The organism is Lysobacter terrae, assembly GCF_054782215.1.
This window is the reverse complement of the sequence record NZ_BAAGSX010000010.1, coordinates 1-19,716: the sequence shown is the minus strand read 5'-3', so window position 1 is coordinate 19,716 and position 19,716 is coordinate 1. Positions and strand designations below refer to the sequence as shown.

19 protein-coding genes are annotated in these 19,716 nt (G+C 66.7%); 18 read left to right on the top strand and 1 reads right to left on the bottom strand.

The window, feature by feature from the left end; all coding sequences use genetic code 11:
* Window positions 1-51 precede the first annotated feature (51 nt).
* From acpP to ACYVJ8_RS14930, 8 genes are all read left to right on the top strand, one after another.
* Window positions 52-291, top strand: coding sequence for an acyl carrier protein (gene acpP, locus ACYVJ8_RS14965; RefSeq protein WP_036135371.1), 240 nt, complete (start codon window positions 52-54; stop codon window positions 289-291).
* 209 nt (window positions 292-500) lie between these two features.
* Window positions 501-1,739 carry a beta-ketoacyl-ACP synthase II gene (gene fabF / locus ACYVJ8_RS14960; protein WP_460713848.1) on the top strand — a complete coding sequence of 413 codons (1,239 nt, stop codon included), beginning with the start codon at window positions 501-503 and terminating at the stop codon, window positions 1,737-1,739.
* 103 nt (window positions 1,740-1,842) lie between these two features.
* Window positions 1,843-3,198, top strand: coding sequence for an aminodeoxychorismate synthase component I (locus ACYVJ8_RS14955; RefSeq protein ID WP_460713846.1), 1,356 nt, complete (start codon window positions 1,843-1,845; stop codon window positions 3,196-3,198).
* The gene (gene pabC / locus ACYVJ8_RS14950) at window positions 3,195-4,040 is read left to right on the top strand and encodes an aminodeoxychorismate lyase (RefSeq protein WP_460713844.1); all 846 of its coding nucleotides are present in this window, start codon (window positions 3,195-3,197) and stop codon (window positions 4,038-4,040) included. The genes ACYVJ8_RS14955 and pabC overlap by 4 nt, the downstream gene beginning before the upstream one ends.
* Window positions 4,041-4,054: 14 nt before the next feature.
* Complete coding sequence (gene mltG, locus ACYVJ8_RS14945) at window positions 4,055-5,125, top strand: endolytic transglycosylase MltG (protein ID WP_460713842.1); 1,071 nt, start codon at window positions 4,055-4,057, stop codon at window positions 5,123-5,125.
* The gene (tmk, locus tag ACYVJ8_RS14940) at window positions 5,122-5,772 is read left to right on the top strand and encodes a dTMP kinase (RefSeq protein WP_460713840.1); all 651 of its coding nucleotides are present in this window, start codon (window positions 5,122-5,124) and stop codon (window positions 5,770-5,772) included. Before mltG ends, tmk begins: the two co-directional genes overlap by 4 nt.
* Entirely contained in the window at window positions 5,769-6,755 is a 987-nt protein-coding gene (locus ACYVJ8_RS14935; protein WP_460713838.1) for a DNA polymerase III subunit delta', read from the top strand. The genes tmk and ACYVJ8_RS14935 overlap by 4 nt, the downstream gene beginning before the upstream one ends.
* Window positions 6,752-7,117, top strand: a complete 366-nt coding sequence (locus tag ACYVJ8_RS14930; RefSeq protein WP_460713836.1) for a PilZ domain-containing protein — start codon at window positions 6,752-6,754, stop codon at window positions 7,115-7,117. Before ACYVJ8_RS14935 ends, ACYVJ8_RS14930 begins: the two co-directional genes overlap by 4 nt.
* An 81-nt stretch (window positions 7,118-7,198) precedes the next feature.
* Here ACYVJ8_RS14930 and ACYVJ8_RS14925 read toward each other — a convergent pair whose 3' ends face one another.
* The gene (locus tag ACYVJ8_RS14925) at window positions 7,199-9,241 is read right to left on the bottom strand and encodes a 3-hydroxyacyl-CoA dehydrogenase NAD-binding domain-containing protein (RefSeq protein WP_460713834.1); all 2,043 of its coding nucleotides are present in this window, start codon (window positions 9,239-9,241) and stop codon (window positions 7,199-7,201) included.
* A 280-nt stretch (window positions 9,242-9,521) separates the two neighbouring features.
* Between ACYVJ8_RS14925 and rpoE the strand changes: the two genes are divergently transcribed.
* The 10 genes from rpoE to ACYVJ8_RS14875 form a co-directional block, all read left to right on the top strand.
* On the top strand, window positions 9,522-10,145 hold the full coding sequence (gene rpoE, locus ACYVJ8_RS14920) for an RNA polymerase sigma factor RpoE (protein ID WP_460714407.1): 624 nt from the start codon (window positions 9,522-9,524) through the stop codon (window positions 10,143-10,145).
* Window positions 10,142-11,050, top strand: a complete 909-nt coding sequence (locus ACYVJ8_RS14915; RefSeq protein ID WP_460713832.1) for a sigma-E factor negative regulatory protein — start codon at window positions 10,142-10,144, stop codon at window positions 11,048-11,050. The genes rpoE and ACYVJ8_RS14915 overlap by 4 nt, the downstream gene beginning before the upstream one ends.
* A gap of 94 nt (window positions 11,051-11,144) precedes the next feature.
* Window positions 11,145-12,686, top strand: a complete 1,542-nt coding sequence (locus ACYVJ8_RS14910) for a DegQ family serine endoprotease (RefSeq protein ID WP_460713830.1) — start codon at window positions 11,145-11,147, stop codon at window positions 12,684-12,686.
* 115 nt (window positions 12,687-12,801) lie between these two features.
* Window positions 12,802-14,595, top strand: coding sequence for a translation elongation factor 4 (lepA, locus tag ACYVJ8_RS14905; protein WP_460713828.1), 1,794 nt, complete (start codon window positions 12,802-12,804; stop codon window positions 14,593-14,595).
* A gap of 136 nt (window positions 14,596-14,731) precedes the next feature.
* A complete protein-coding gene (gene lepB, locus ACYVJ8_RS14900; protein ID WP_460713826.1) occupies window positions 14,732-15,535 on the top strand; it encodes a signal peptidase I in 804 nt (267 codons plus the stop codon).
* A 32-nt stretch (window positions 15,536-15,567) separates the two neighbouring features.
* Window positions 15,568-15,945, top strand: a complete 378-nt coding sequence (locus tag ACYVJ8_RS14895) for a DUF4845 domain-containing protein (RefSeq protein WP_460713824.1) — start codon at window positions 15,568-15,570, stop codon at window positions 15,943-15,945.
* The gene (gene rnc / locus ACYVJ8_RS14890) at window positions 15,942-16,601 is read left to right on the top strand and encodes a ribonuclease III (RefSeq protein ID WP_460713822.1); all 660 of its coding nucleotides are present in this window, start codon (window positions 15,942-15,944) and stop codon (window positions 16,599-16,601) included. Before ACYVJ8_RS14895 ends, rnc begins: the two co-directional genes overlap by 4 nt.
* A 61-nt stretch (window positions 16,602-16,662) precedes the next feature.
* Window positions 16,663-17,571, top strand: a complete 909-nt coding sequence (gene era, locus ACYVJ8_RS14885; protein ID WP_460713820.1) for a GTPase Era — start codon at window positions 16,663-16,665, stop codon at window positions 17,569-17,571.
* A gap of 19 nt (window positions 17,572-17,590) precedes the next feature.
* Window positions 17,591-18,322: a DNA repair protein RecO gene (gene recO / locus ACYVJ8_RS14880; RefSeq protein WP_460713818.1), complete on the top strand. Its 732-nt coding sequence runs from the start codon at window positions 17,591-17,593 to the stop codon at window positions 18,320-18,322.
* A gap of 476 nt (window positions 18,323-18,798) precedes the next feature.
* Window positions 18,799-19,716: DUF6531 domain-containing protein (locus ACYVJ8_RS14875; RefSeq protein WP_460713815.1), on the top strand; the 918-nt coding region annotated here is incomplete at its 3' end.

Genomic DNA, 19,716 nt, shown 5'->3' with positions numbered 1-19,716 from the left:
TTCCTTTAGACTATTCCATCGAATTCCCGATCCCGGGAGGAGTGAGACCCAATGAGCAGCATCGAAGAGCGCGTCAAGAAGATCGTCGTCGAACAACTCGGCGTGAAGGAAGAGGAAGTCACCAACAACGCTTCGTTCGTCGACGACCTCGGCGCGGACTCGCTCGACACCGTCGAGCTGGTGATGGCCCTCGAAGAAGAGTTCGAGTGCGAAATCCCGGACGAGGAAGCCGAGAAGATCACCTCGGTGCAGCAGGCCATCGACTACGTCAAGGCGCACGTCAAGGCCTGATGAGTCGCGGGGCCCGATTGCGGGCCCCAGCGGCGAACCCGCATCGATTGCCGATAGCGGCTCGCCGCGAAAACCAGACCGGGGCCGCGTTCGCGGCCCTGTGTTTTTAATGTGTTTTTGAACAGCACGTTGTCGCCTTTGCGGCCCCGTGCTTTTAAGTAACAGATTTGTCTGCCGGACCCGTGCCGGCGCAGCGTTCGGAGTGTTTCATGTCGAATAGGCGCGTAGTTATCACCGGTATGGGCACCGTTTCGCCGCTGGGCAACGACCTGGCGACGACCTGGGACGGCATCGTCAATGGCCGTTCCGGCATCGGCCCGATCACCCACTTCGATCCGGCGGCGTTCACCACGCGCATCGCCGGCCTGGTGAAGGACTTCGACATCACCAAATGGGTGAATCCGAAGGACGCCAGGAAGATGGACGAGTTCATCCATTACGGCGTCGCCGCTTCGCTGATGGCGCTGGAGGATGCCGGCTACAAGATCGACGACTCCAATGCCGAGCGCACCGGTGCGCTGATCGGCTCCGGCATCGGCGGCCTGCTCGGTATCGAAGAGCAGACCATCAAGTATCACGAGGGCGGCCCGCGCAAGATCTCGCCGTTCTACGTCCCCAGCACCATCATCAACATGCTGCCCGGCCAGGTGTCGCTGCTCACCGGCGCCAAGGGCCCCAACTTCTCCGCCGTGTCGGCCTGTGCCACGTCCAACCATTCGATCGGCATGGCGATGCGCATGATCCAGTACGGCGACGCCGACGTGATGATCGCGGGCGGCGCCGAGCGCGGCTCCTCGCCGACCTCGGTCGGCGGCTTCTGCTCGATGAAGGCGATGTCCACGCGCAACGACGACCCGGCCAAGGCCTCGCGCCCGTGGGACGCCGAACGCGACGGCTTCGTGCTCGGCGACGGCGCCGGCATCCTGATCCTGGAAGAGTACGAACACGCCAAGGCCCGCGGCGCGCGCATCTATTGCGAGCTGGCCGGCTTCGGCGCGTCGTCCGACGCCTTCCACATGACCGCTCCCAGCGAAAACGGCGAAGGTCCGGCGCGCTGCATGGTCGCGGCGATGAAGGACGCCGGGGTGACGGCCGAGCAGATCGGTTACGTCAATGCGCACGGCACCTCGACGCCGCTCGGCGATCTGGCCGAAACGCTGTCGATCAAGCGTGCGATGGGCGACTACGCATACAAGACGATGGTGTCCTCGACCAAGTCGATGACCGGCCACCTGCTCGGTGCCGCTGGTGGTGTCGAGGCCATCTTTACCGTGATGGCGCTGCACACCGGCATCATTCCGCCGACGATCAACCTCGATAATCCGGGCGAAGGCTGCGACCTGGATTACGTGCCGCATACGGCGCGCCAGGCCCGGGTCGACGTCGCGGTGTCGAATGGTTTCGGCTTCGGCGGTACCAACGGGTCGCTGGTGTTCAAGCGCCTTTGAGCTGCCGGTTGTCTGTCGGCTTTTGACGATCCCCGCTACGGCGGGGATCTTTTTTCGTGCCGCGGCCGCGCGCGGCGGGCGACAAACGCGATCTAATAGCCGGATGTTGTTGACCCGATCCTTGTCCCGCCCCGTCGACCTGCTGGCCCTGCAGCGGCTTGCCCCGGCGCGCTATCCCTTGCTGCTCGAATCCACCGCGCATGGCACCGCACAAGGTCGTTGGGACCTGCTGCTGGCGACCGACGGCGAGAGCCTGCGTCTGGATCGCGACGGTGTGACGCGCGATGCGCAGGGGCGCGAAGCCGCGGGCGATTTTCTCTCGGCGCTGGACGCGCAGTGGGCGTCGCTGCGTACCGTCCGCGACGAACCGCGTTGGCCGTTCCGCGGAGGGTGGGCGCTGCTGCTGGGTTACGAACTGGCTGCGCAGGTCGAGCCCGTGCTGCACTTGCCGGATGCGGCGGGCGATTTGCCGGTCGCCATGGCGCTGCGCTGTCCCGCCGCCGTGTTGCGCGACCATGCGACCGGCGAATGCGTCGTCGTCGCCGAGCCTGCGTTCGAAGCTCTGCTCGATACCGTGGCGCGCGATGTCGAAGCCGCGAGCACGCTAACGGCGTTGCCGGCATGGCAAGCACCGCAGAGCGTCGAAGAAGACGAGCCGTCGCGTTATACCGATGGCGTGCGCAGGGTGCTCGACTATCTCGCGGCCGGCGACGTCTTCCAGGCCAATCTTTCGCGCGGATGGCGCGCGCATTTCGCGCAGCCGCTGGATCCGGCGCGGCTGTTCCAGCGCCTGCGCGAAAACAATCCCGCGCCGTTCGCCGGTGTCTTCGCACAGCCGGAGTGGGCGGTGGTGAGTTCTTCGCCGGAACGCCTGGTGTCGGTGCGCGGCGATCTCGTCGAGACGCGGCCGATCGCCGGAACCCGCGCGCGCTTTCCCGGCGACGACGATGCCGAGCGCGTCCGCGAACTCGTCGGCCACCCCAAGGAACGCGCCGAGCACGTGATGCTCATCGACCTGGAACGCAACGACCTGGGGCGCGTATGCACCGCCGGCAGCGTCGAAGTCGATGAACTGATGACGGTGGAAAGCTACGCGCACGTGCACCACATCGTCAGCAATGTGCGCGGGCGCCTGCGCCCTGAAGTGACGCCGGGCGAGGTGATCCGCGCGGTGTTTCCCGGCGGCACCATCACCGGCTGCCCCAAGGTGCGCTGCATGCAGATCATCGCGGAACTCGAAGGCGCGGGCCGTGGCGCGTATACCGGCGCGATGGGCTGGCTCAACCGCGATGGCGACCTCGACCTCAACATTCTCATCCGCAGCGCCGAGGTGGAAGGCGCGACGGTGCGCTTCCGCACCGGAGCCGGCATCGTTGCCGACTCCGATCCGCAGCGGGAACTCGAGGAGACCCGCGCCAAGGCGAGGGGTCTGCTGCGGGCGTTGGGAGTAGGCGGGTGAGCGTCCGCATCTTCGCGGGCGGGATGGCGGTGGAGAACGCAGTCGATGCGGTAAGCGCCGACGATCGCGGACTCGCCTACGGCGACGGTGTATTCGAAACGATGCGCGCAGTGCATGGCGACGTGCCATGGTGGACGGCCCACTGCGAGCGGCTGCGTGCAGGCCTGCAACGACTGGGCATAGTCACGCCCGATCTGGCGCTCGACCTGGAACGCGCGCACACGCAAGCGATCGAGCTGCTTGCCGGCGACGATGCGGTGCTGAAGCTGATCGTCACCCGCGGCCGCGGCGGACGCGGCTATGCGCTGCCAGCGGAACACGTACCGACCTGGATCCTGTCGCGGCATCCGTTGCCGCCTTCGATACCGGGCGAAGGCATCGCCGTGCGCTGGTGCCGGACGCGGCTCGCGGTGCAGCCCGCGCTCGCCGGCGTCAAGCATTGCAATCGTCTCGAGCAGGTGCTGGCCCGTGCCGAATGGGATGCGCCGGAGGCCTCCGACCGCGACGCGTTCGAGGGACTGATGTGCAGCAGCGACGGCGACGTGGTCTGCGCTACCGCTGCCAACCTGTTCGTCCGCCGCGGGGGGCGCTGGATCACGCCCCCGGTGGATCGCTGCGGCGTCGCCGGGATCTGCCGTGGCTGGCTGATGGCCGAGTTGCGGGCCGAAGAGCGCCGCCTCGATGTGACCGACGTCGAAACCGCGGACGCGGTTTTCCTGTGCAATGCGGTGCGGGGTATCCTCCCCGTGGCCCGCCTGGGCGAGCGGCGCTGGCCGCCGGATCCGCACGTCGCGGGTATCCGTGAGCGGTTGGGCGCGGCCCATCCCGCCTTCCTTCCGTGACCTCCGGAGACGACGTGAGTCGCAAACCCAAGCGCCGCTTCGGCGGATTTCTTCTCCTGCTGCTTCTGGTCGTTGCCGGCGCCGCGTACTGGGGCTGGCAGCGTTACTCGGGCTTCGCTTATCGGCCGCTGCCGGGTATCACCGCGGGCTCGTCGGTCGTCGTCAAATCGGGCGACTCCTTGCCCGTGGTGCTGCGCAAGATGCGCGAAGCCGGCATCGAGACCGGCGAGTCGTTGGAATGGCGCGTCCTCGCGCGGCAGTTGCACGCGGCGGGCAAGCTGCAGGTGGGCGAATACCCGCTGGATCCCAAGACGACGCCGCGCGAACTGCTGATCGCGATGCGCGACGGCAAGGTGATCCAGCGCCGCTTCACCATCGTCGAAGGCTGGAACATCCGCGAGCTGCGCGCCGCATTGAAGCGCGCCATCCCGCTGCAGCAGACCACCGCGCAGATGGACGATGCCGCGCTGATGAAGGCACTGGGCCATGCGGGCCAGCATCCGGAGGGCCGCTTCCTGCCGGAGACTTACCTGTACACCGCAGGCGATAGTGACCTCGACGTTTTGCAGCGCGCCCACGACGCCATGGACACGGCGCTCGCCGATGCGTGGAAGCAACGGCAGGGCGACAGCGTGTTGCAATCGCCGGATGAAATGCTGACCCTGGCTTCGATCGTCGAGAAGGAAACTGGCATCGCGTCCGAACGTCCGCAGATCGCCGGTCTGTTCGCGCGGCGCCTGAAGATCGGCATGCGCCTGCAGACCGATCCCACCGTCATCTACGGCATGGGCTCGAGCTACAACGGCAACATCCGCAAGACCGACCTGCTGACCGACACGCCTTACAACACCTACACGCGCGCCGGCCTGCCGCCGACGCCGATCGCCATGCCGGGCATCGATGCGCTGCAAGCCGTCGCACGTCCTGCGGCCGGCGATGCGCTGTACTTCGTCGCGGTCGGCGACGGCAGTGGCCGTCACCTGTTCGCGCGCACGCTGGCGGAGCACGACGCGAACGTGGGTCGCTATCTGAAGAACTACCGCGCTCAGCAAGGCGCCCCCGCGGCCGGCACGGAGAAGCAATGACGCTTGAGGTGCAAGCCCGCTTCATCACCCTGGAAGGCGGCGAGGGCGCCGGCAAGTCCACGGTGCTCTCGGCATTGCGCGAATTCCTGCTGTCGCGCGGCTTCGAAGTCGTCTCCACGCGCGAGCCGGGCGGCACCCCCTTGGCCGAGCAGATCCGCAGCCTGCTGCTGGATCCGCATCACGAACCGCCGTCCGCGGAGACCGAGTTGCTGTTGATGTTCGCCGCACGCGCGCAACACGTGGGCGAAGTCATCCTGCCCGCGCTGCAACGCGGGGCCTGGGTGATCAGCGATCGCTTCACCGATTCCAGCTATGCCTATCAGGGCGCGGGCCGCGGGCTCGATGCGGAATTCATCGCCGAACTGGAACGGCGCGTGGTCGGCATCGCGCCGGCGCTGACGCTGCTGTTGGATATCGGCGTCGCGCACGGGCGCGAGCGCACCCGTGGCCGCGATCTGGCACCGGGCGGCAACGGCCCGGATCGGATCGAACGCGAGCGGGACGATTTCTTCGAGCAGGTCCGCGACGGCTTCCTCGCCCGCGCGCAAAGCGAGCCGCACCGCATCCGCGTGGTCGACGCCACGCAATCGGTCGAAGCGGTCGCCCGCCAGGCGGTCGATCATCTGCGCGCGCTGGTGGACGCATGAGCGCGAACGAAACCGTCCGCTTCGCCCCGTGGCAGCAGCGCATCTATGCGCAGGCGGCCCAGGCACTCGATGCCGGTCGCCTGGGCCACGCCTTGCTGCTCGCCGGCCCGGCGCAACTGGGCAAGCGCGAGGTGGCACAGCGGCTGGCGCAGCGCCTGTTGTGCGAGCAGCGGCAGGCGGATGGCGAACCTTGCGGGCGCTGCCGCGGCTGCCATCTGCTCGGCGCCGGGACGCATCCGGATTACCAGTTCATCTCGTTCATCCCGAACAAGGAAGGCACGCGGCTGCGGACCGAGATCGTGATCGAGCAGATCCGCGAGGTGTCCGAGCGCCTGTCGCTGACGCCGCAGTACGGCGGCGCGCAAATCGTGATTCTCGATCCCGCCGAGGCGATCAACCACGCCGCCAGCAACGCCTTGCTCAAGACGCTCGAAGAGCCGGTGCCGGGGCGCTATTTGTGGCTGGTGAGCGCGCATCCGTCGCGGCTGTCGGCGACCATCCGCAGCCGCTGCCAGAAGCTTGAATTCCGCCTGCCCTCGCCGGAGGAGGCGCTGGCGTGGCTGCGCCAGCACGGTCACGCCGAATCCGCAGCGCGCGAAGCATTGGAGGCCGCACGCGGCCATCCCGGCCTCGCCCATGAATGGCTCAAGGGCAACGGCATGGCGCTGCGGCGTGAAATCGCCACGGATCTGGCCAAGCTGGGGCGCGGAGAGGCCGGCGTCGCCGAGGTCGCGCAGCGCTGGTCCGGCGACGAAGATCTTGAATTGCGCCTGCGCCATGCCGCGGATTTCGCATTGGCCGAAGCCGGGCGCTTGACCGATCCGGCCCAAGCGCGCAGGCTGGCTGAGTGGTTCGATCGGGCCAACCAGGTCCGCGATTTGTTGCGGACGACGGTGCGCGCCGATCTGGCCGTGGTCGAATTGTTACTGGCCTGGAACGGCCGTGGGACGGCCGCACGGGGTGCGGGAGGAAGCAGGGCATGAGTGGTATGACAGGAGCAGGTGGCGCGAGGCAGGGCATCCTGTCGCACGCGGTCAAGGACAAGGCAGCGCTTTACAGCGCTTACATGCCCTTCCTGAAGTCCGGCGGCATCTTCGTCACCACCACCAAGCGTTATTTCCTCGGCGACGAGGTCTTCCTGCTGCTGACGCTGCCGGAATCGAGCGAGCGCCTGCCCGTGGCGGGCAAGGTCGTCTGGGTCACGCCACCCGGCGCGCAGGGCAACCGGCCCGCCGGCATCGGCGTGCAGTTTCCCGAGACGGCCGAAGGCGAAACCGTGAAGGGCAAGATCGAAGCGCTGTTGGCGGGCACGCTCACGGCGGAGCGTCCGACGCACACGATGTAGCCGCCAGCGCGGCGCCACTGCAAGCGTGAGCGTGCGGCACTCTCGTGCCGCACGCGATTGACGCGGACCTACAGCGCGAACTTATAGCGAATTCCAACCCGGACGCGGCGCGAAGCGGTCGCCGTGCCGCGCCTGCAGTGCCTGTAGCCGCTGCAGCAGCGCTTGCGCGCCGGTTTCGCGGATGTACTGGATCGGACCGCCGCGGAACGGCGCGAAGCCGGTGCCGAAGATCACGCCGGCGTCGAGCAGATCGGCATCGGTGACGACACCGTCGTGCAGGCAGGCCACGGCTTCGTTGAGCAAAGGCAGGATCAAGCGATCTTCCAGATCGTCTGGTGCCTTGTAGTCCTTCGGCAGTTCCGGCTTGTGCGGCTTGCCGTCGACCCATTTGTAGAGGCCCTGTCCGTCCTTCTTGCCGCGCTTGCCGGCTTCCGGCGGTGCCGACAGCGAAGCCGGAATGGGTAGTCCCAGAAACGGAGCGAGCTCCGCGCCCACGCCCGCAGCGACGTCGAGGCCGACGGTGTCGATCAACTCGATCGGTCCCATCGGCATGCCGAATTTCACCGCGGCCTTGTCGATCGCCGCGCCCGGAATGCCTTCCGCGAACGCCGTTGCCGCTTCGAGCATGTACGGGAACAGCACGCGATTGACCAGGAACCCGGGCGTACCGGCGACCGGCACCGGCAGCTTGTCGATCGCCTTGCAGAACGCCGCCAGGCGTTGCGCGGTTGCCGGCGCCATGCGGTCGTGATGGATGATTTCCACCAGCGGCATCAAGGCCACCGGATTGAAGTAGTGCAGGCCGGCGAACTGCGCAGGACGCGCGATGTGTTCGCGCAGTTCGGTGAGCGGAATCGACGAAGTATTGGTCGTCAGCAACGCGTCGGGTTTCATGCGCGGCTCGACCGCGGCGTAGAGATCGCGCTTGGCTTCGGGCTTCTCGATGATCGCTTCGATCACCAGGTCGGCCTGGGTCGCGCCGTCGCCCGCCAGGTCGCCCTTCAGGCGCGCGGCCACGGCGGCGCGCTTGGCTTCATCCTTGACCTTCTTGTTGAACAGCTCGGCGGAGCGGGTCAGCGCGGCATCGATGAAACGCTGCTCGCGATCGCTCAAGGTCACCTCGAAGCCGCGATACGCCGACCACGCGGCGATATCGCCGCCCATCACGCCCGCGCCGACCACGTGCACGTGCTTGATGCCGTGATCTTTGCCGCCGGTCGACTTCAAGCGTTCCTGCAGGAAGAACACGCGGATCAGATTGCGCGCGGTCGGTGTCGACGCCAGCTTGACCACCGACTTGCGCTCGGCCGCCAGCAAGGACTGCACGCCGCCGCCGGCACGCTGCCAGGTGGAGATCAGCGCGTAGGGCGCCGGGTAGTGTTCCTTGCGCGCCTTGCGCGCGACCTGCTTGACCAGCATCGGCGCGAGGATCTGCCGCACCGGCCAGGTGTTGGTGGCCCACGCCGTGAAGCGCTGCTTGAAGGGGCGCTGCAGGCCGCGCAGCGCGAGCTTGGCGGCTTCTTCCAGCAGCGAAGCCGGATCGACGACCTTGTCGACCAGGCCCATCGCCCGCGCCGCCGAGGCCGACAGCGAACGCCCAGTCAGCATCATGTCGAAGGCGGCCGGCGCGCCGACCAGGCGCGGCAGGCGCACGCTGCCGCCCCAGCCCGGGAAGATGCCCAGCTTCACCTCGGGCAGACCGATGCGCGTCGACGCGTCGCTGCTGGCGATGCGGTAGCGGCAGGCGAGCGAGAGCTCCGTACCGCCGCCCATGCAGAAGCCGTGGATCGCGGCGACGGTGGGGAAGGGCAGCTCGGCGATGCGCTGGAACACCTGCTGGCCGCGGAAGATGGCGTCGTTGACGTTGCCCATCACATCGAACTCGGCGAATTCCTTGATGTCGGCGCCGGCGATGAAGCCGCTGGTCTTGGCCGAGCGGATCACCAGGCCCTTGGGCGGGTCGAGGGCGAGGCGTTCCAACAGGGTGTCCAGTTCGATCAGCACCTCCTGGGCGAAGGTGTTGACCGAACTGCCGGCACGATCGAACGACAACACGAACACGCCGTCGTCGCGCTGTTCCAGTTTCCAGTGCTGCAAGCGAAGACCGTCGAGGCCGGCGATCATGCGGGACCATCCTTTGCTGAATCTGAGGGGCGGTGCGATGCACCGTGGGGCGGCCTGCTGTACCTACGACAGCGTACGGCCGGTGGATGCGCTCTATCATCCAGAGCTTGTTTCGACGCCGTCAAACCGTATGGTCCGACCATGACGCCTGGCGCTTGCAGCGTATGGTCCGAGCCCCCATCAATATCGCCATGAATGAACTTTCGCCCGTGAGGGCGGTCGTACGGTTCGGCCCCGCCGAGCTGACAGGAGTGCCGGCTCAGTGACGGCCAACAAAACAGTGACCGAATTGACGACCCCGGAAACCGACCTGGACCAGGAGCTGGTCCGGCGCGTGCAGCGTGGCGACGGCGCCGCGTTCGATGCGCTGGTGCGCAAGTACCAGCACCGCATCGTGGCGCTGATTGGACGCTACATCGCCGACTGGAGCGAATGCCAGGACGTGGCGCAGGAGACCTTCATCCGTGCGTACCGCGCGCTGCCGAACTTCCGGGGCGATTCGCAGTTCTATACGTGGCTGCACAGGATCGCCGTGAACACCGCGAAAAACCATCTTGTCGCCCAGAACCGCAGGCCGCCCACCGACGACATCGATGCGGGCGATGCCGAGCAGTACGACGCCGGCACGCGCCTGCGCGAAACCGCGACGCCCGAGCATGAACTGTTACGCCAGGAAATCGAACTTACGGTGATGCGCGCTGTCGAAGCCTTGCCCGAGGAATTGCGCACGGCCATCAACCTGCGCGAAGTCGAAGGCCTGAGTTACGAGGAGATCGCCGCCAGGATGGATTGTCCGATCGGTACCGTGCGTTCGCGCATCTTCCGTGCGCGCGAAGCCATCGACAACGAATTGCGGCCTTTGCTGGACCATGACGCGAACCTTCGGGAGCGTGCGCACCGATGACCACCGGCTCGAATTCCAATTCCAACCACCGCGCCCTGCATCCGCGCGACGACCGTGAAGCGCTCAGTGCGTTGTTCGACGGCGAACTGCCGAGCGATGCCGCGCGCTTCGCGCTCAAGCGCCTCGATCACGACCTGGGCTGGCGCGAGACCTGCGGCCGCTGGCAGTTGCTCGGCGACACGCTGCGCGGCGAGGCGATCGCGGTGGCCCCCAACGATTTCGCGGCAGGCGTCATGCGCGCCCTGCTCGAGGAGCGGCGGGGAGTCCAGGCGGCTCCGGCGCCCGCGCAGGCGACGGCCGCGCCCGTGCGTGCCGTTTCGCGGCGCTGGCTCGGTGGTGCCGCGCTTGCCGCATCGGTGGCGGTGGCGGCGGTCCTGGTCGTGCGTCCCTTCGAATCGAGTACGTCCCGGTCGAGCGAGCCTGCCGTAGTCGCCCAGTCCTCCGGTGCCCAGCCTGTCGTCTCCCCGACCGTGCAGGGTGCCGCAATCGGCGTAGCACCTGCAGCGGATCCCATCGCCCAGGCGTCCGTGGCCGGCCCCGCCTTGGCGACCGCAGAAACGAGCGATGAGCCAGCCCACGCCATGCGTCGTCCGGTGCGAAGCAATGTGCGTGTAGCGACGCCGGGTTCGCGCGAGGCATCGGCGCAGGCGCGATCGGAGGCCTCGCGTATCGAAGCCGTCGCGGCGGCCACGCCGGGCACTTCGTCGCAGCCTTTCCATCCCCCGGCGGACACGATCGTCACGCGGCCATGGCCGCGCTCGGTGTTGTCTGAGAGCCCGGCCGCCGGCGCTTTCACGGTGAGCTTGGGGCAGGAATCGACGGCCGCGCCGTCGCTGTATCCATTCGAGCCGCGCCTGTCGCAGAACCCGCCGAACCGGACCGAGCCGGCCGAGCCGCAGCGCTGAGCTTCGCCACCGCGCGCAGTTTCATCGCCCCCAGTTTCCGCGCAGCCGAGTGCTGCGCTGCTTTTCCCGCACCTGCCAACGGACCATGCCCCTCATGAACCGATCGCTTCGTTCCCTGGCCGTGCTCGGCGTCGTCGCCGCCACATTGCCGGCCGCCTGCACCGCACAACCTCCCGCCTCGGGCGCCGCCGTGCCCGCGGCGACGACCGCGCAGACCGTTCCGGCTACGCCGATCGTGACCGGCCTGCCGGACTTCACCAACCTCGTGCAGCAGGTGGCGCCCGCCGTGGTGAACGTGAGCGCCGAAGTCGGCTCGCGCCGCGTCGCCCGCGGCCAGGGCGCTCCGGACGACGAGCAGATTCCCGAGTTCTTCCGTCGCATGCTTCCGCCGGGCATGTTCGAAGGACCGAACGGGCCGCAGGTGCCGCAGCAAGGGCCGCGCGGCGTTTCGATGGGCACCGGCTTCCTGATTTCCAATGACGGCTATGTGCTGACCAACCATCACGTCGTCGAAGGCGCGGACACGGTGACGGTCAAGCTGTCCGACCGCCGCGAGTTCAAGGCCAAGGTCGTCGGCAGCGACCAGCAGTCCGACGTCGCCCTGCTGAAGATCGAAGGCAAGGGACTTCCGGCGCTGCGTATCGGCGATTCGGCGCATCTCAAGCCGGGGCAGTGGGTCGTGGCGATCGGCTCGCCCTTCGGCCTGGACCAGTCGGTGACGGCCGGCATCGTCAGCGCCGTGGGCCGAGCCAATCCGTACGCCGACCAGCGCTACGTGCCCTTCATCCAGACCGACGTCGCGATCAACCGCGGCAACTCCGGCGGTCCGCTGCTCAACACGGCCGGCGAAGTCGTCGGCATCAATTCGCAGATCTTCAGCAATTCGGGCGGCTACATGGGGGTGAGCTTCGCCATCCCGATCGACGTCGCCATGGGCGCAGCCGATCAGATCAAGAAGACCGGCAAGGTCAGCCGTGGTCAGCTCGGCGTGCAGGTACAGGCGATTTCGGCCGACGAGGCGCGTGGCCTCGGCTTGCCCGATGCCAGCGGCGCGCTGGTTTCGGTGGTGGTGCCGGGTAGCGCCGCCGCGAAGGCGGGCCTGGAGCGGGCGGACGTGATCCGTTCGGTCAACGGCCGCCAGATCAGCGTCTCCAGCGATCTGCCGCCCTTGATCGGCGGCATGGCGCCCGGTTCCAAGGTCCGCGTAGGCATCCTGCGCGATGGCAAGCCGCGCGAGATCGAGGTCAAGCTCGACGCGCTCAACGAAGAACTCGCCGGCGGCGCGGCGGACCAGTCCGGCCCGGACGAAGAGGGCGCTGAGCCGGCGGCCGCGGGCAAGGGCAATCCGCTGGGCCTGGTCGGCCGCGATCTCAATGCGAGCGAGCGGCAGCAGCTGGGCCTGCAGTCCAACGAAGGCGTCCGCCTGTCCCGCGTCGGCGACGCCGCGGCCGAGGCCGGGCTGCAACCCGGCGACGTGATCCTGTCGGTGGGCCGGACCAGCGTGGGCACCGCGGCCGCCCTGGATCGGGCCCTGACGGGCGTCAAGGACGGCCAGACCGTCATGCTCCTGGTCCGCCGCGGCAATGCCACCCAGTTCATCGCGGTGACGGCGGGCGAGGGCGATGCGGCGGGCTGATGCGGCATCGGCCGGAAACGCGCATGGATAGACCGCGCCCGCCCTCCGAGGCGGGCGCAGTCGCGTATGCGATAATCGCGCGTTAACTTTTTCGAGACGGCACGAAGCCGCCCGCATGCAGCACATCCGCAATTTCTCCATCATCGCCCACGTCGACCACGGCAAGTCGACGCTGGCCGATCGCATCATTCAACTCTGCGGGGGGCTGGAAGCCCGCGAAATGGAAGCCCAGGTGCTCGATTCGAATCCGATCGAGCGCGAACGCGGCATCACCATCAAGGCCCAGTCCGTATCGCTGCCGTACAAGGCGAAGGACGGGCAGGTCTACCAGCTCAACTTCATCGACACGCCGGGCCACGTCGACTTCAGCTACGAAGTCAGCCGTTCGCTCGCGGCCTGCGAGGGCGCGCTGCTGGTGGTCGATGCGGCGCAGGGCGTCGAAGCGCAGTCGGTCGCCAACTGCTACACCGCGGTCGAGCAGGGCCTGGAGGTCGTGCCGGTCCTGAACAAGATCGACCTGCCGACCGCCGACATCGAGCGCGCGAAGGCCGAGATCGAAGCGGTGATCGGCATCGACGCCGAAGACGCCGTGGCGATCAGCGCGAAGACCGGCCTCAACGTCGAGCTGGTGCTGGAAGCGATCGTCCATCGCATCCCGCCGCCTAAGCCGCGCGATACCGACAAGCTGCAGGCGCTGATCATCGACTCCTGGTTCGACAACTACCTCGGCGTGGTGTCGCTGGTGCGCGTGATGCAGGGCGAGATCGTCCCGGGCAGCAAGATCCTGGTGATGTCGACCGGCAAGACGCACCAGGTCGACCAGGTCGGCGTGTTCACGCCCAAGCGCAAGGTGCTGACCAAGCTCGGCGCGGGCGAAGTGGGCTGGATCACCGCCAGCGTCAAGGACGTGCACGGCGCACCGGTCGGCGACACGCTGACGCTTGCCAGCGATCCGGCGCCCAAGCCGCTGCCGGGCTTCCAGGAAATGCAGCCGCGCGTGTTCGCCGGCCTGTTCCCGGTCGATGCCGAGGATTATCCGGCGCTGCGCGAATCACTGGAAAAGCTGCGCCTCAACGACGCCGCGCTGCGCTTCGAGCCGGAAAGCTCGGAGGCGATGGGCTTCGGTTTCCGTTGCGGCTTCCTCGGCATGCTGCACATGGAAATCGTGCAGGAGCGCCTGGAGCGGGAATACAACCTCAATCTGATCTCCACCGCGCCGACGGTCGTATACGAAGTCCTCAAGACCGACGGCACCATCATCCCGATGGACAACCCGGCGAAGCTGCCGCCGGTGAACATGGTCGAAGAGGTCCGCGAGCCGATCATCCGCGCCAACATCCTCACCCCGCCGGACTACATCGGCAACGTGATCAAGCTGTGCGAAGAGAAGCGCGGCGTGCAGATGGGTATCCAGTACATGGCCAGCCAGGTGCAGATCAGCTACGAGCTGCCGATGGCGGAAGTGGTGCTCGACTTCTTCGACAAGCTCAAGTCGGTGTCGCGCGGCTACGCGTCGCTGGATTACCACTTCGTGCGTTTCGAGGCCGGCCCGTTCGTTCGCGTGGACACGCTCATCAACGGCGACAAGGTCGACGCACTGAGCATCATCGTCCACCGCAGCCATGCCGATCGCCGCGGCCGCGAACTGTGCGAGAAGATGAAGGACCTGATCCCGCGCCAGATGTTTGACGTAGCGATCCAGGCCGCGATCGGCTCGCAGATCATCGCGCGCAGCACGGTCAAGGCGATGCGCAAGAACGTGCTGGCCAAGTGCTACGGCGGCGACATCACCCGCAAGAAGAAACTCCTCGAGAAGCAGAAAGAGGGCAAGAAGCGGATGAAGCAGGTCGGCCGCGTCGAGATCCCGCAGGAAGCGTTCCTGGCGGTGCTGCAGGTCGACAGCAAGTGATGCGGGCCCGGGCGTCCTGCGGCGGCCAAGCGCGCCGGCCGTTACCGGCTTGTCGCTACCGCCGCGGCTTCGCTAGGCTCGTCCGCTACCCCTTCCCGACTCCACCGAATTCCAACCCGGCTCCGAAGGAGCAAGCATGAAGTGGTTTGAGATCATCCTCGTCGTCCTGACCCTGTTCACGGGCGTGGTCTGGCTGCTGGACAAGCTGTTCCTGGCCAAGCGCCGCGCGGCTTCCGCGGGCTTGCTGGACGAAGGGGAAGAGCCGGTCGTCGTCGACTACTCCAAGGCCTTCTTCCCGGTCCTGGCGGTGGTGCTGATCCTGCGCAGCTTCGTCGCGGAACCCTTCCGCATCCCGTCCAACTCGATGATGCCGACGCTGTTGACCGGCGACTTCATCCTCGTCAACAAGTTCGCCTACGGGTTGCGCCTGCCGATCAGCAACAAGAAGTTCCTCGACATCGGCGAGCCGCAGCGCGGCGACGTGGTCGTCTTCCACTTCCCCGGCCACACCCCGGACGACCCGAGCAAGGGCGTGGACTTCATCAAGCGCGTGGTCGGCCTGCCTGGGGACCGCGTCGGGTATCACGACAACCAGGTGAGCATCAACGGCGTTCCGGTGAGCTACCAGGAGATCGGTACCTACCAGGGCACCGGCAAAGGGGCCGAGATGACGGGCTTCCTCGAATTGCGTGAGAATCTGCCGGGCCGGTCGCACTCCGTCCTGGAATCGGCCGCCTCGCCGTTCATCAATCCAGGGGAAGGCGAGTGGGAAGTTCCGCAGGGGCACTATTTCGTGATGGGCGACAATCGCAAGAACAGCGACGACAGCCGATACTGGGGCGTCCTGCCGGAAAGTCAGCTGCGGGGTAAGGCCTTCCTGATCTGGATGAGCTGGGACGGCGGCCTCGAATACCGGCGAATTGGCACCAGCATCCATTGACGTAGCGGTTTCGATAATTGGGGAGACATCGGATGAAGCGTACGCAGAAAGGCATGACCCTGATCGGGTTCATCCTCGTCCTGGCGGTTGTGGGCGTATTTGCCTACATGGGTATGAAGGTGATTCCGATGTATTCGGAATACTACGCAGTCAAGCAGGCGTTGAATGGTCTGGCCGAAGAGCCGGGTGTCGGTGGCATGGATCCCGCCAAGATCCGCGATCTGTTCTTCCGCCGCCTCTACGTCAGCTACGCCGAGAACGTGAAGGACCAGAACGTGAAGATCACGCGCAAGGAGGCCGGCTGGATGGTCGTGGTCGACTACAGCGTGCAGCGGCCTTTGATCGCCAATCTCGATGTGGTCGGAAATTTCCACGCCGAGAAGGACCTGCGCCGGAACACGGTCGATTGAGCCCAGGCATCAAGCACAGCTTCGACAAGCAGGATCTGCTCACGCAGGCCCTGACCCACAGAAGTGCAGGCGCTCTCAATAACGAGCGCCTCGAGTTTCTCGGCGATGCCCTGGTCAACCTGATCGTCGCCGAGGCGCTGTTCCAGCACTGGCCCAACGCCGACGAAGGCGCACTGACCCGTGCGCGCGCTGAACTCGTGCGCGAGTCCGCCCTGGCGGTCATCGCTCGCCAGCTCGACCTGGGCGCCAAATTGATCCTCGGTCCGGGCGAGATGAAATCCGGCGGGCACCGCCGCGACTCCATCCTCGCCGACGCCCTCGAAGCGGTGGTGGCCGCGATCTACCTCGACGCCGATTTCGATGCCTGCCGCGCGGCCGTCTTGCCATGGTTCGAATCGGCCATGGCCGCCCTGCCGCCACCGCACAAGGTGGGCAAGGACGCCAAGACGCGGCTGCAGGAATGGCTACAGGGCAAGCAGAAGCCCTTGCCGGTGTATGCGCTGATTTCCGAAAGCGGCGAAGAACACGCCAAGACCTTCCACGTGACCTGCACCCTGCAAAGTCCGGCGTTGACGACCGAAGGCGCGGGCGGATCGCGTCGCGCTGCCGAGCAGATCGCCGCCGAAGCCGCCCTGCAGTCGCTCGGCGCCGCCTGATTCCCTACTTCATCCGCTGCCTGGTTTGCCCTCGGGCAGCGCGGGGCGGACAATTCACCGCATGACCCAACCCTCACATCGCGCCGGCCACGTCGCCGTCATCGGCCGTCCCAACGTCGGCAAATCCACACTGGTCAACGCTCTGGTCGGCGCCAAGGTCAGCATCGTCTCGCCGCGTCCGCAGACCACGCGCCACCGCCTGCTGGGAATCGCGACGTTCCCGGAAGGGCAGTTGCTGCTGGTGGACACGCCCGGCATCCATCGCGAGCAGAAGCGCGCGATGAACCGGCTCATGAACCGGGCCGCCCGCGGCGCCCTGGAAGGCGTCGACGCGGCGCTACTGGTGGTCCGCGCCGGCCAATGGGATGACGAGGACACGCTGGCCTACGACGCACTGAAGGACGCGGGCCTGCCCGTGATCCTGGTGGTGAACCAGGTCGATCGCGTCACCGACAAGACCAAGTTGCTGCCGTATCTGGGCAAAGTGAGCGAGGGCCGCGACTTCGCCGGCGTGCATCCGATTTCCGCGCTCAAGCGCAGCGGATTGGACGCGCTGCTGAAGACCGTGCTCGCGCAACTCCCGGAACAGCCGCCGCTGTACGGCGAGGACGAGATCACCGACAAGAGCCAGCGCTTCCTTGCCGGGGAGCTCGTACGCGAACAATTGATGCGTCAGCTCGGCGAAGAACTGCCGTACGCCACCACCGTGGAGATCGAGCGTTTCGTCGAAGAACCTTCGCCCAAGGGCGTGCTGCTGCGCATCGGCGCGGTCATCTGGGTCGAACGCGACGGACAGAAGAAGATCGTGATCGGCAAAGGCGGCGAGCGTCTGCGCGAGATCGGGGCGAAGTCGCGGTTGCAGATGGAGCGCCTGTTCGGCGCCAAGGTCTTCCTGGAAACCTGGGTGCGGGTGCGCGAAGGCTGGTCGGACGACGAAGCGGCGCTGCGCGCATTCGGCTATCACGACTGACTGAGCGCGAACCGACGCGATGCGGTTGTCCGCCGAGCCCGCTTTCGTTCTGCACACGCGGCCCTGGCGCGAAAACAGCCTGCTCGTTGAAGTGCTGACAGCCAACCACGGCCGCATGGGCCTGGTGGCGCGTGGCGTGCACGGTCCCAAGCGGCATCTGCTGCGTGCGGCGCTGCAGCCGCTGCAATCCATCCGCTTCGATGCCGTGCAACGCGGCGAACTGGCGACGCTGGCCGGCGCTGAAGCGGTCGATGCGGCGCCGCGCCTGCTCGGCGACGCCATGCTCGCCGGCTTCTACCTCAACGAACTCACATTACGGCTGGCGCCGCGCGGCGATCCGCAGCCGGAATTGTTCGATGCCTACGCCGCCGCACGCGAACGACTCGGTCGCGGCGAGCCGCTGGCCTGGACTTTGCGCCGCTACGAACGCGATCTGCTCGAAGCGATCGGGTTCGGCTTCGACTGGAGCGCTGATAGCGACGGCATGCTGATCGATGCGGCGGCGCGTTATCGCCTGGATCCGGAGGCGGGACCGCGTCGCTTGCTCGCCGATCGCGGTCATGGCGATCGGCGCAACGCCGCCACGGGGCGAGCCTTGCTGGCGCTCGCCGACGATACGCCGCCTGGCGACGAGGATGTCGCGAGCCTGCGTCGCCCCATGCGCGAAGTGCTCGCGTTTCATCTGGGGCCGCGCGGCCTGAAGTCGTGGGAAATGCTCGGGGAACTCGCTCGCGTTTCGTCTGGGGACTGATCGCGAGGATTGTTTTGCAGTGTGGCTCATAGCCCACCGAAAGGCGCAGCTCGCGCCAACGTCCTAGTCTGCGCGTGTTGCGCATCACGCAACCTCGTGTTGCCTTCGCGCCCCGTCAAGTTTCGCGCGTCCCTCCGCAGGATGCTCCGGTCGAGGAGCTCGGTCCGCAATGGGCCAAAGGGAAGGGGTTTGCAATGTGCAATCAGGCCGCGCAGTTCGGGCAGACGGATCGACGTGCACGCGGTTTAGTGCCGCTGCTTCTGGGTTTGTTGGGTATCGCGCTGTTGTTTGTGGACGGCACACAGCCCGCGCAGGCGTCCCAGCCGCCTTTCTGCCGCCAGACGACGGCTAATGGCTGGGTCTCTCCGTGCGATCGGCAGCAGGCGTACGCCGAGTGCAATGCGGATTACCAAGCGCAACTGGCTACGCTCGCTGCCAGTGGCAATCCCATCAATTCGGCATCGTCTGCATGTACGGTGACGCTCTCGCCATGGGGCCGAGGCAGCTACGTCTGGTATCTGCAGTGGGCGGCCAGCGGTACCCGCGGCGCGGGTTACATCGTTCCGCTTGCGTACGACTTCTATGGCTGCGCTGGAAGCGCCACCTGGGACGAGGGCATCAAGGCCTGCGTGGATTTTGTCCCTGCGAAGAATCTCGGGCAGGGCATATGTCCCATCGACAAGAAGTCGGGTAACAACTGCGGCAACCCGATCAACGTCGCCACCGGCAACAAGTTCCAGGTCGAGCACGACATCGCCGCGGGCTTGAGCTTCAGTCGCTACTACAACAGCCAGTCCGTGGCTGTAGGCGGCCTGGGACCGCTGTGGTCGCACACCTATAGCCACAAGCTGGTGTATTCGCCCACCGCCTCACCCAACCCGGCGGCCGTCCTCTCCCGGCCCGATGGCAAGGCCATCGAGTTCCGCTACCAAAACAGCGCGTGGAGCGCCGATGCCGACATAACCGGAACGCTGACGCAAACCAGCGGCGGCTGGACTTACGCGCCTAAGGACAGTCGCGAAGTCGAGGAGTACGACAGCCTCGGCCGGATGGTGCGCATCGGTCGCAGCGATGGCACCTCCATCGTGCTGACCTACAACAACGGCCTCACCGAGAACAACGACAACGATCTGCGCCTCACCCGGGTGGAGGCGCAGGATGGGCGCGCACTGGTATTCGAGTACGACAACAACCGACGTATTAGCAAGATCACCGACGCCGGCGGTGCTATATACCAGTATGGGTATGACGGCAGTGGCCGGCTGTCCTCGGTCACCTATCCCGGTATCACGACGCCCCGCACGTATGCCTATGGCGAGTCCGCGTACACCGCCGGGACGAACCTGGCCACCGCGCTGACCGGGATTAGCCACGAGGACGGCCAACGCTTCGCC